Below are 11,094 nucleotides of genomic sequence, written 5' to 3'. Positions count from 1 at the left end.
CCTCAGGCGAGGAAACCATCCAACAATCCAGCGATTAACCCACCAACCTCAGCGGGGCAGTCAACTTAGTGACCCTCAGGCCCCTCGTCAACACCCCACACCAGCGGCGTGAGGGGGCTTCTACCCACCTCCCCAACGCATGTCAAACGGGTTTCACACAACTCAGTGCAATGCATCAAACGCATATCTCAACCACTTGATCTCCCGAAAGACTCGAAGATCACGGATTAACGTCTTGTCATTCCTCCCGGGTTCATGGCCCAAAGCGTCAAGAAACCGCAGCCCAGGAGGTCTCCCCGACGATGCGGCTCCGCCCGGCCACCGCCATTTTCGCGCTGCTCGCGCTCTCTCCGGCCGTCCAGATCGGCCCAACCATCACCGCCCTTCCAGAAGTTCCCGCGAACGCCGAGACGCCGATGACGACGCAACCCGGGGCCACCGCCGCCGGGTCTCCCGCATCCGAACTCGCCGCCGCCGACCCGCCGCCATCGGAAGCGCCGGCGCCGGATGTCATCGTGGCTGCCATCCCGGCGCCCGACATCCCTGTTCCGGAAGCCACACCGCCCGCCGCCGCCGACCCTGAAACAGATCCCCAGGAACGCATCCTGGTCGTCGGCCGCGGCGACACCCTGGCGGGCCTGCTCGACGGTGCCGGCGTAGACAACGCCGACGCGCATGCCGCCATCGCCAGCCTCTCCCGCCATTTCCGACCGGCCGCCCTGCGCCCGGGGGATGAGATTGCCATCCGCCTGTCCACCGGCGGCGCGCCCGCCCTCCAGGAGATCGAGATCGAGCCGGAACCCGGCCGCACGGTGCGCGCCTCGCGCCAGTCCGATGGCAGTTGGCGTGACGAACAGACGATCGCCCCGCGCACCCGCTTCCTCGTTCGCGCCGAGGGTACCCTCGATGGCGGCCTGTTTCCGGCCATGACGCGCTCCGGCGTGCCGGCGGGCATGGCGCTCTCGCTAATTCGCATCCTCGGCCACCAGGTTGATTTCCAACGCGACCTTCAGCCCGGCGACAGCTTCGCCATCCTCTTCGACCGCTTCCGCGACAGCGACGGTGACATCCTCGGCCACGGCCAGGTGCTGCAGGCGACGCTCACACTGTCAGGACGAACGCTCGAGGTCTGGCGCCACAAGGACCGGCAAGGCGGCACCGACTGGTATGACGAGCAGGGCCGCAGCCTGCGTCGCTCCTTCCTCCGCACGCCACTGGATGGCGCGCGCATCTCCTCCGGCTTCGGCCTGCGGAGCCATCCGGTCCTCGGCTTCAACCGGATGCACCAGGGCATCGACTTCGCCGCACCCTCGGGCACGCCGGTCTATGCCGCCGCCGATGGCACCATCGTTTCCGCCAAGCGCGAGGGCGGCTACGGCCTCATGATACGCATCCGTCATGCCGGCGGTGTCGAGACGCGCTACGCCCATCTCTCGCGCTTCGGCCGCGCCATCACGGCAAGCCGCAGGGTCCGCCAAGGCGACGTGATTGGCGCCGTCGGCTCCACCGGCCTGTCGACCGGCCCGCACCTGCACTACGAGGTCGGGGTCGGCGGCCGCACGGTGAACCCGGCCCGCCATGTGCAACAGGCCACGCGCCTCGCGGGTGTGGAACTCAACGCGTTCCGCGCCCGCCAACGCTCGCTGGATCGTATCGTCGCAGGCCTCGGCACGCGCGACGAAGTCGCGCTGGCGAGCGACTGAATGCGGCGCGGGCCGGCGACATCACCCGCCGGCCCGCCCGATCCTCAGGCCGCGGCAGCGAGGTCCGGCCGCACTTCGAGCCCGTCCGGCGAGGCGGTGACGCGCACCACGTCGCCGTCCTTGATGCTGCCTTCCAGGAGCAGCCCGGCCAGCCGGTCCTGCAGGTTCCGCTGGATGACGCGCTTGAGCGGCCGCGCGCCATAGACCGGGTCGTAGCCGGCCTCCGCCAGCCACTCCCGCGCCTTGTCGTCCAGTTCCAGCCGCACCTTGCGGTCCTCCAGCAGCTTCAGCAGCCGCTGCAGCTGGATATCGACGATCGAGGCCATGTCCCCGCGCGCCAGGCGACGGAACAGCACGACCTCATCCAGCCGGTTCAGGAACTCCGGCCGGAAGCGCTCCCGCACCGCCCGCATCACCGCCGGCCGTGCCGCGTCGATCTCCGCATTCTCCGGCAGTTCGGCGATCGCCTGGCTGCCGAGGTTGGAGGTCAGGACGATGATCGAATTGCGGAAATCGACCGTCCGCCCCTGCCCGTCCGTCAACCGGCCGTCGTCGAGCACCTGCAGCAGGATGTTGAAGACGTCGTCATGCGCCTTCTCCACCTCGTCGAACAGGATCACCTGGTAGGGGCGACGGCGCACGGCTTCCGTCAGCGTGCCGCCTTCCTCATACCCGACATAGCCCGGCGGCGCGCCGATCAGCCGCGACACGGCGTGCTTCTCCATGAACTCGGACATGTCGATCCGCGTCATGGCGCGCTCATCGTCGAACAGGAACTGCGCCAGCGCCTTCACCAGCTCTGTCTTGCCAACGCCGGTCGGGCCCAGGAACAGGAAGGACCCGATCGGACGATTGGGGTCCTGCAACCCCGCCCGCGCCCGCCGCACGGCCTTGGAGACGGCTTCCAGCGCCTCCTCCTGACCCACGACGCGGTTGCGCAGCGCATCCTCCATCCGCAACAGCTTGGCGCGCTCGCCTTCGAGCATCTTCTCGACCGGCACACCGGTCCAGCGCGACACCACGCCGGCGATGCCTTCCTCGGTCACCGCTTCGTTCACCAGTCGCGCGTCGCTGTCGCCGGTCTCCGCGAGCTTCTTCTCCAACTGGGGGATGACCGCGTAGAGCAGCTCCGACGCCTTCGCCAGATCGCCGCCGCGCTGCGCCAGTTCCACATCGGTGCGCGCCTTGTCCAGCTGCTCCTTCAGCTTCTGGCTCTCGACGACCTTGCCCTTCTCCGCTTCCCAACGCAGCGTCATCTCGCGCGAGCGTTCCTCGAGGTCGGCAAGCTCGGTCTCAAGCTTCAACAGCCGGTCGCGCGATGCCGCGTCGGTTTCCTTCTTCAGCGCCTCCCGCTCGATCTTCAGCCGCATCAGGTCGCGGTCGATCGCGTCCAGCTCCTCGGGCTTGGAATCCACCTGCATGCGCAGGCGGGACGACGCCTCGTCGATCAGGTCGATCGCCTTGTCCGGCAGGAAGCGGTCGGTGATGTAGCGGTTCGACAGCGTCGCGGCCGCCACCAGCGCGCCGTCCGTGATGCGGACGCCATGGTGCAGCTCATACTTCTCCTTGATGCCGCGCAGGATGCTGATCGTGTCCTCGACCGAAGGCTCGCCGACGAACACCGGCTGGAAGCGCCGCGCAAGCGCCGCATCCTTCTCGACATGCTTGCGGTACTCGTCGAGCGTCGTCGCACCGATGCAGTGCAGCTCGCCGCGCGCCAGCGCCGGCTTCAGCAGGTTGGACGCATCCATCGCGCCATCCGCCTTGCCCGCGCCGACCAGCGTGTGCATCTCGTCGATGAACAGGATGATCTCGCCCTCGGCCGACTGCACTTCCTGCAGCACGCCCTTCAGCCGTTCCTCGAACTCGCCGCGATACTTCGCACCGGCGACCATCGCGCCGAGGTCCAGCGCCATCACCTTCTTGGTCTTCAGCGCCTCCGGCACGTCGCCCTTGATGATACGCAGCGCGAGGCCCTCGACGATCGCCGTCTTGCCGACGCCGGGCTCGCCGATCAGCACCGGGTTGTTCTTGGTGCGCCGCGCCAGCACCTGGATCGAGCGGCGGATTTCCTCATCCCGGCCGATCACCGGATCAAGCTTGCCCTCGCGCGCCGCGGCGGTGATGTCGCGCGCATACTTCTTCAGCGCGTCGAAGCTCTCCTCGGCGTTCTGGCTGTTCACGGTGCGCCCCTTGCGCAGATCCGCCACGGCCTTGTCCAGTTGCTGGGGGTTCGCCCCCGCATCGCGGAAGGCGCGGCCCACCTCCCCCTCACTGGCGGCAAGCGCCACCAGCAGCCGGTCCTGCGCGACGAACTGGTCGCCGGCCTTGGTCGCCTGTTGCTGGGCAGCATCGAGCACACGCACGATGTCGGGAGTGAATTGCGGCTGCCCGGCCCCGCCGCCCGAAACCTTGGGTAGCTTCGCGATGTTCGCGTCCAGCGTCTGCTTGACCCGCGCCGGGTCGCCCCCGGCAGCGCGGATCAAACCGCTGGCGGCCCCTTCGGCATCATCCAGCAGTGCCTTGGCGAGATGCGCCGGCGTCACCTGCTGGTGATATTCGCGGATGGCTATGGTCTGGGCGGCCTGCAGAAAGCCTTTGGCCCGGTCGGTAAACTTCTCGATGTCCATTCTTGTCCCTCTCCTGAGCGGACGGCGTCACCTGCCCCCGGATGGGCAGCAGATGCGCCTTGATGGACCACCATGTGGTATTCGTCCTTGATCTGCTTCAAGGGGGCGCCATGCGCATCGAGACCATCTATCGCTACCCCGTGAAGGGCCTGACCGCCGAAGCTCTGGAGGAGGTCGCCCTCACCCCAGGCGAGACCCTGCCCGAGGACCGCCGCTTCGCCCTGGCGCAGGGCGACGCCCCCTTCGACCTGGCCGCGCCGGCCTGGCTGCCCAAGCGCCATTTCGGCTGCCTGATGGTGAATGCCCGACTCGCCCTGGTCCATTCCGCCTTCGACGCCCGCAGCGGCGACCTCCTGCTGCGCCTGCCGAGCCAGTCGCCACTGGTGGCCAGCACGCGCAGCGAGGCCGGCCGCGCCGCCATCGCCTCGGCCCTGACAACCTATCTTGCGGAGGAAGCCCGCGGCACGCCGCGCTTCCTTGAAGCGCCCGGCCATTCCTTCTCCGATGTCGCGAAGAAGGTCGTCTCGATCATCGGGCTGTCGAGCCTGCACGCACTGGAACAGGCGAGCGGCATGACGCTCGACCCGCTCCGCTTCCGCGCCAATGTCTATGTCTCGGGCGGCAGCCCCTGGGCCGAATTCGGCTGGATCGGCCAGGAGATCCAGCTCGGCCAGACCAAGCTGCGGGTGGTCAAGCGCATCGTCCGCTGCCCCGCGACCGAGGTGAATCCCAGCACCGGCGAACGCGATGCCAAGCCGCCGCGCTGGCTGCGCGACCATTTCGGCCACGCCGATCTCGGCGTGTATGCGGAGGTGTTGGAAGGCGGCCGCATTGCCATCGGCGACGCGCTGGAGACGCTGGCACCGGCCGACTGAAGCCCGGCGCCAGACCTTCGCGAACCAGGAGCACCTTGGCCCCTGGCCGGGTGCTGCGGAGGACCGAAGACCCTCCGCCGCGCCCCGATCACGCCGGCTCGCGCGCCTCGCCCACCGTCTCGTCGCCCTCGGGCATCTCCGGCCCGTTCTGGCCGTTGATCTCCATCGCCTCGCCCTGAGGCTCGCCCTCGCCTTCGCCCTGCCCCTGGAAGCGCCGCTGCTGCGTCTGCTGATGCTGCGCCGCCGCCTGGTTCATGGCGTTGAGGATGCGGAAATAATGCTCCGCATGCTGGAAATAGGATTCCGCCATCACCCGGTCGCCGCCGCTGGTCGCATCGCGGCCGAGCTGCAGATACTTCTCGAACAGCTGCTGCGCGGTGCCGCGCAGGCGCATGTCCGGGCCGGACGAATCGAAGACATGGTTGCGGTTCAGTGGCTGGCGGTCGCCGCCGCCGCCGCCGCCGCCGCTGCCGCTATGCCGGAAGTGCCCGCCCCCGCCGCCGCCACCCCCACCGTGGCGATTGCCGCCGCGGCCGCGCATGCGCTTGATGTTCATCGTATCGTGTTTCGCTGTCCTGCATCCGCTCCGCCCTTGCGCATCGCGGCCCGGGTGGGGCGAGCCATGCGAACCGGCGGTCGGCATTGTTGCATCCAGGCGGTCCCGACCATGGCGCGGGCTAAGCCCGCTGACTGCCTGGTCCGGTACGGGCGCGGCACTTCGCCGCATCCAAACCGCTTTGACGACCATAGCGGCGGGGCGCCAAGCCGCCAAACTCTTTTCTGGGCCCATCGCCGGATCACAGCGGCCGGAGCACCAGGGCCCGGTCGATCCCTGCCAGGTCCTGGCGCGCGGCAACGGGTTCCAGACCGGCCGCGACGGCCAACGCCTCGACCGCCGGGCGCTGTCCCTGGCCGATCTCCAGCACCACCCGCCCGCCGGGCGACAGCAGCCCGGGCAGCGCCCGTACCAACCGCCGATAGGCATCGAGCCCATCCGCCCCGCCATCCAATGCGAGGGCCGGCTCGTACCGCGCCACGTCCGGCATCAGGCCCGGCACGGTGGCCGTCTCGATATAGGGCGGGTTGGACAGCACCAGATCAAACCGCCCGGCGATCGCCTCGGCCCAATCCCCGCACAGGAAGGCGGCGCGGTCGCCCAGACCGTTGGCCGCGGCGTTGCGCGCGGCGAGCGCCGCCGCTGCCGGCGCCACATCCACCCCGACCCCCGTGGCGCCGGGGCATTCGGCGAGCACCGCGAGCAGCAAGGCCCCCGTCCCGGTCCCCAGATCGAGCACCCGGCCGATCCGTGCCGTACCGTCGAACGCAGCCAGCGCCGCTTCGACGATCGCCTCCGAATCGCCGCGCGGTATCAGCGTGGCGGGGCTCACCTCCAGCATCAGCGTCCAGAATCCCACCCGGCCGAGCAGATGCGCCATGGGCTCGCGCGCCGCACGCCGCCGCAGCAGGGCGCCGAAGGCCGATGCGGCGGGGCCCGGCACCGCCGCGCGCGGGTCCCGAAGCAGGTCCTCCTCCCGGCAGGCCATGGCGTGGGCCAGCAGCATGCGTGCCTCCTGCCGCGGCGCCTCGACGCCTGCCGCGCGCAGCAGCTGGCCCGCCTGGCAGAGAAAGGCGCCGACCGATCCGCCCGGATCGGCGCAGCCGCTCATGCCGCGTCGGCGGCGAGGCGCGCCGCCTGGTCCTCGGTGGTCAGCGCATCGACGATCTCGTCGAACTCGCCCAGCATGACGCGGTCGATCTTGTGCAGGGTCAGCCCGATCCGGTGGTCGGTCACCCGCCCCTGCGGGAAATTGTAGGTGCGGATACGTTCCGACCGATCCCCGGTGCCGACCTGCCCCTTGCGATCCGCCGCACGCGTCGCCGCAAGCGCGGCCCGCTGCTGCTCGAAGATCCGCGCGCGCAGCACCTTCATCGCCTTGGCGCGGTTCTTGTGCTGCGACTTCTCCTCCTGCATCGCCACCACGATGCCGGTCGGCAGATGGGTGATGCGCACGGCGGAATCGGTCTTGTTCACATGCTGCCCACCCGCACCCGAGGCGCGGTAGGTGTCGATGCGCAGGTCGCTGTCATTGACCTGCACATCGACCTCCTCGGCCTCCGGCAGCACGGCGACTGTGACGGTCGAGGTATGGATGCGCCCCTGCGTCTCGGTCGCCGGCACGCGCTGGACGCGATGCACGCCGCTTTCATACTTCAGCCGCGCGAAGACGCCGCGGCCATTGATCTCGGCCGTGGCACCCTTGATGCCGCCGAGGTCGCTCTCGTCGTATTCCAGCAGTTCGAAGCGCCAGCCGCGCGTCTCGGCATAGCGCTGATAGGCACGGAACAGCTCTGCCGCGAACAGCCCGGCCTCATCCCCGCCGGCGGCGGGGCGGACTTCCAGGATGGCGCTGCGCTCATCGGCGCTGTCGCGCGGCAGCAGCAGGATGCGGATCTCGCGTTCCAGCGCGGGGACCAGGTCCTTCTGCTCCAGCCATTCGGCCTCGGCGAGGTCCTTCATCTCCGGGTCGGCCATCATCGCCTGCGCGTCGTCGCGCGCGCGCTCGGCCACCCGCAGCGCGCTGACCTTCTCGACCAGCGGCTCCAGCTCCGACAATTCCTTCGACAGCGCGCCGATCTCGGCACCCGGCGCTGTCTCCAGGATGTGGCGGATCTCCTCCGCGCGGGACAGCAGCCGGTCGAGGCGTGGGGGCAGGCTCATCCAAGCCGCCCCGGCACCTCCGCGAGCGGCACCTTCTCCTGCGTGCCGGCATCGAGGTCGCGAAGCTGCGCGACGCCGGCCGCGATCTCCTCATCGCCCAGGATCACCGCGGCGCGTGCGCCGAGCCGATTGGCACGTTCCATCCGGCGCTTGAGGTTGCCGCGATAGGCGATCTCGGCGACCACGCCGGCGCGCCGCAACGCCTGCATCAGGTCCAGCGCCGGCCCCTCCGCCGCATCACCGACAGGAATGACGGCCACGGGCCGCGGTGCCGGCGGCGTCACGCCGCCATCCTCCAGCAGCAGGGACAGGCGTTCCATGCCCGCCGCCCAGCCGACACACGGCGTCGGCGGGCCGCCCATCTCCTCGACCAGGCCGTTGTAGCGCCCGCCACCCATCACCGTGCCCTGCGCGCCGAGCCGATCAGTCACGAACTCGAACGCCGTGTGGCTGTAGTAGTCGAGCCCGCGCACGATCCGCGGGTTACGCCGGAACGGCACGCCGAAGCGCGCCAGGTGCTTCTCCACGCTTGAGAAGAATGCCGCCGCATCCGGGGTCAGGAAGGGGTCGATGGTCGGTGCCCCGGCGACGATGGCGCGATCTGTCTCATCCTTGGAATCGAGGATGCGCTGCGGGTTCTTCTCCAGCCGCACGCGGCTGTCGTGACTAAGAGCGTCCTTGTGGGCGGTGAAATAGGCCACGAGCGCCGCGCGATAGGCCTCACGCGATGCCGTATCGCCCAGCGTATTCACCTCGAGGATCGTGCCATCGGCGATGCCAAGGTCCTGCAGCACATGCCAGCCGCAGGCGATCACCTCGGCATCGGCCAGCGGCTCCGCAGCCCCCATCACCTCGATGTCAATCTGGTGGAACTGGCGGTAGCGGCCCTTCTGCGGCCGCTCGTAGCGGAACATCGGCCCGGTATAGAAGATCTTGCGCGGCAGGTTCGTCTGGGTCAGGCCATTGCTGACCAGGGCGCGGCACAGCCCCGCCGTCGCCTCGGGCCGCAGGGTCACGGAATCACCGCCGCGATCCTCGAAGCTGTACATCTCCTTCGACACGACGTCCGATGTATCGCCCAGGCCGCGGCTGAAAACGCGGGTATCCTCGAAGATCGGCGTCGCCCATTCCTCGAAGCCATACAGAGCCGCGATGCGGCGGGCCGTGCTGGCCACGTGATGCATCCGCCGGAAATCGTCGCCGATGAAGTCGCGCGTCCCGCGGACGGGCTGAAGGGCTGTCATGCCAGTGGTTCCGGTGTGATCGAGTCTAGAAGCGGCGACGCTGCGGCGGCTGTGGCTGGGTCATCGCACGGACCGGACGCAGCAATTCATCCCGCGCGGTATTGGCCACCCGCGTCGCCATCGCAAGGGCCCGCCGGTAGGTCTCCAGATCCCCATCGTCGAGGCAGGAGGAGAATTCGGCCACGTCGACAAGTCCGCGCAGGCGGCCGGTCCACTGGTCCAGCCACGCCAGCACCACGATGGCCTGCGACCTGCCCTCCGGGTCGAGGCCGGTGGACAGGACGCTGGCATGCTGGCGGATCACCAGCGTCGCCTCCATCGCCCGGCTGTTGAGTTCGACGCAGGACACCGAACCGCCGCCGCCACCGCCGGACTCATCCGACTGGGCGCGGGCGGCGGGCGCGATGGCAAGGCCGGCCAGCACCAGGACCTGGAACAGCGTGACGCGGGCCGGACCGGAGAGGGCTTTGCCCCCTCCGGACCTCCCCCACCAAAGGCTTAAGGCCTTTGGAAACCTCGACGTGGCGCCGGGCGCGACGGTGGGGTCCGGCGGCATGCGACCGCAAGGCTCGTCCGGGCGCCATGCCCAGGATTCGCGCTCCGTCACGACGCCAAGGCCCGGCTGTCCAGGGACCCGGGGGGCCCTGGCGAGGTGGTCTGGAAGGGGCAGCGCCGCCCCAACGGCCCGACCCTGCGCCGCCGCCCTCATTCCGCGGCCTGCGCCTTCACCTCGGCCGCGGCCGCGGCGCGCTTCTCTGCCGCCATCGCCTCGGCCTTGGCCGTCACCAGCGCGACGATGTGCTCGACCATGTCCTCCGTGCGCGTGGTGTGGTCCATCTTGCCGGCGCCATAGACCATATGCGTCCCGGCCCCGCCGCCGGTCAGGCCGATATCGGTCATCAGCGCCTCGCCCGGCCCGTTCACCACGCAACCGATGATGGACAGGCTGATCGGCTGGTCGATATGCGCCAGCCGTTCCTCAAGTTTCTCGACCGTGCGAATGACGTCGAAACCCTGCCGCGCGCAGGACGGGCAGGAGATGATCTTCACCCCGCGATGGCGCAGATGCAGGGATTTCAGCATCTCCCAGCCGACCGATACCTCTTCCTCCGGTTCCGCCGACAGGGACACGCGCAGCGTATCCCCGATGCCCGCCCACAACAGCGAACCCAGCCCGATCGCGGACTTCACCGTGCCGGCCCGCCGTCCGCCCGCCTCGGTGATGCCGATATGCAGCGGATGGTCGCAGGCCTCGGCCAGTTGCTGATAGGCCGCGACCGCCAGGAAGACGTCCGACGCCTTCACGCTGATCTTGAATTCGTCGAATCCTTCCTGGAGCAGGTGGTCGGCGTGCCACAGCGCGCTTTCGACCAGCGCCTCGGGGTTGGGTTCGCCGTACTTTTCCAGCAGGTGCTTCTCGAGACTGCCGGCATTGACCCCGATGCGGATCGAGCAGCCATGGTCGCGCGCGGCCTTCACGACCTCCTTCACGCGCTCCTTGGACCCGATATTGCCGGGATTGATGCGCAGGCAGGCGGCACCCGCCCGGGCGGCCTCGATGGCGCGGCGATAGTGGAAATGGATATCGGCGACGATCGGGACATTCACCTCGCGCACGATCTCGGCCAGCGCGGCAGTGCTTTCCTCGGTCGGGCAGGACACGCGGACGATGTCCACCCCCGCCAGTTCGGATCGACGGATCTGTTCGATCGTCGCCTTGGCGTCCTCGGTCGGCGTGTTGGTCATGGTCTGCACGGTGATCGGCGCGTCGCCGCCGACGCGGACCTTGCCGACGCCGATCTGCCGCGAGGTGCGCCGAACGATCTGCTGGTAGGGGCGGTAGGACATGACGACGGATCATCCCTCGGCTCGGCGGCACCGCCAATATGACGATGCAGGGCAGGCTTCGAAAGGCGCCATGCC

At 69.2% G+C, this 11,094-nt stretch carries 9 protein-coding genes; 2 read left to right on the top strand and 7 right to left on the bottom strand.

The window, feature by feature from the left end; all coding sequences use genetic code 11:
- Window positions 1-302: 302 nt before the first annotated feature.
- Complete coding sequence (locus AAFN86_RS19510) at window positions 303-1,703, top strand: peptidoglycan DD-metalloendopeptidase family protein (RefSeq protein WP_347545214.1); 1,401 nt, start codon at window positions 303-305, stop codon at window positions 1,701-1,703.
- Window positions 1,704-1,747: 44 nt separating this feature from the next.
- Here the strand turns inward: AAFN86_RS19510 and clpB are convergent, their stop codons facing one another.
- Window positions 1,748-4,333 carry an ATP-dependent chaperone ClpB gene (gene clpB / locus AAFN86_RS19505; protein ID WP_347545213.1) on the bottom strand — a complete coding sequence of 862 codons (2,586 nt, stop codon included), beginning with the start codon at window positions 4,331-4,333 and terminating at the stop codon, window positions 1,748-1,750.
- 110 nt (window positions 4,334-4,443) lie between these two features.
- Here clpB and AAFN86_RS19500 point away from each other — a divergent pair, with 110 nt between their 5' ends.
- Window positions 4,444-5,208, top strand: a complete 765-nt coding sequence (locus tag AAFN86_RS19500) for an MOSC domain-containing protein (protein WP_347545212.1) — start codon at window positions 4,444-4,446, stop codon at window positions 5,206-5,208.
- An 88-nt stretch (window positions 5,209-5,296) separates the two neighbouring features.
- Here AAFN86_RS19500 and AAFN86_RS19495 read toward each other — a convergent pair whose 3' ends face one another.
- From AAFN86_RS19495 to ispG, 6 genes are all read right to left on the bottom strand, one after another.
- The gene (locus tag AAFN86_RS19495; RefSeq protein ID WP_347545211.1) at window positions 5,297-5,764 is read right to left on the bottom strand and encodes a DUF4167 domain-containing protein; all 468 of its coding nucleotides are present in this window, start codon (window positions 5,762-5,764) and stop codon (window positions 5,297-5,299) included.
- Between the two features lie 241 nt (window positions 5,765-6,005).
- Complete coding sequence (gene prmC, locus AAFN86_RS19490) at window positions 6,006-6,875, bottom strand: peptide chain release factor N(5)-glutamine methyltransferase (protein ID WP_347545210.1); 870 nt, start codon at window positions 6,873-6,875, stop codon at window positions 6,006-6,008.
- Complete coding sequence (gene prfA, locus AAFN86_RS19485; protein ID WP_347545209.1) at window positions 6,872-7,927, bottom strand: peptide chain release factor 1; 1,056 nt, start codon at window positions 7,925-7,927, stop codon at window positions 6,872-6,874. The genes prmC and prfA overlap by 4 nt, the downstream gene beginning before the upstream one ends.
- Window positions 7,924-9,171, bottom strand: a complete 1,248-nt coding sequence (gene hisS / locus AAFN86_RS19480; RefSeq protein ID WP_347545208.1) for a histidine--tRNA ligase — start codon at window positions 9,169-9,171, stop codon at window positions 7,924-7,926. The genes prfA and hisS overlap by 4 nt, the downstream gene beginning before the upstream one ends.
- A gap of 25 nt (window positions 9,172-9,196) precedes the next feature.
- Window positions 9,197-9,595, bottom strand: a complete 399-nt coding sequence (locus AAFN86_RS19475; RefSeq protein WP_347545207.1) for a hypothetical protein — start codon at window positions 9,593-9,595, stop codon at window positions 9,197-9,199.
- Between the two features lie 281 nt (window positions 9,596-9,876).
- Entirely contained in the window at window positions 9,877-11,019 is a 1,143-nt protein-coding gene (ispG, locus tag AAFN86_RS19470) for a flavodoxin-dependent (E)-4-hydroxy-3-methylbut-2-enyl-diphosphate synthase (RefSeq protein ID WP_347545206.1), read from the bottom strand.
- Between the last annotated feature and the right edge of the window lie 75 nt (window positions 11,020-11,094).

The organism is Roseomonas sp. CAU 1739, assembly GCF_039839775.1.
Taxonomy (GTDB): Bacteria; Pseudomonadota; Alphaproteobacteria; order Acetobacterales; family Acetobacteraceae; genus Neoroseomonas.
Note: the sequence above shows the minus strand (reverse complement) of the source record. Positions and strands in the feature narration are given on the sequence as shown.

Coding starts and splice junctions, on each gene's coding strand:
- AAFN86_RS19510 (WP_347545214.1), top strand. CDS start 303: ATGCGGCTCCGCCCGGCCACCGCCATTTTCGCGCTGCTCGCGCTCTCT.
- clpB (WP_347545213.1), bottom strand. CDS start 4,333: ATGGACATCGAGAAGTTTACCGACCGGGCCAAAGGCTTTCTGCAGGCC.
- AAFN86_RS19500 (WP_347545212.1), top strand. CDS start 4,444: ATGCGCATCGAGACCATCTATCGCTACCCCGTGAAGGGCCTGACCGCC.
- AAFN86_RS19495 (WP_347545211.1), bottom strand. CDS start 5,764: ATGAACATCAAGCGCATGCGCGGCCGCGGCGGCAATCGCCACGGTGGG.
- prmC (WP_347545210.1), bottom strand. CDS start 6,875: ATGAGCGGCTGCGCCGATCCGGGCGGATCGGTCGGCGCCTTTCTCTGC.
- prfA (WP_347545209.1), bottom strand. CDS start 7,927: ATGAGCCTGCCCCCACGCCTCGACCGGCTGCTGTCCCGCGCGGAGGAG.
- hisS (WP_347545208.1), bottom strand. CDS start 9,171: ATGACAGCCCTTCAGCCCGTCCGCGGGACGCGCGACTTCATCGGCGAC.
- ispG (WP_347545206.1), bottom strand. CDS start 11,019: ATGTCCTACCGCCCCTACCAGCAGATCGTTCGGCGCACCTCGCGGCAG.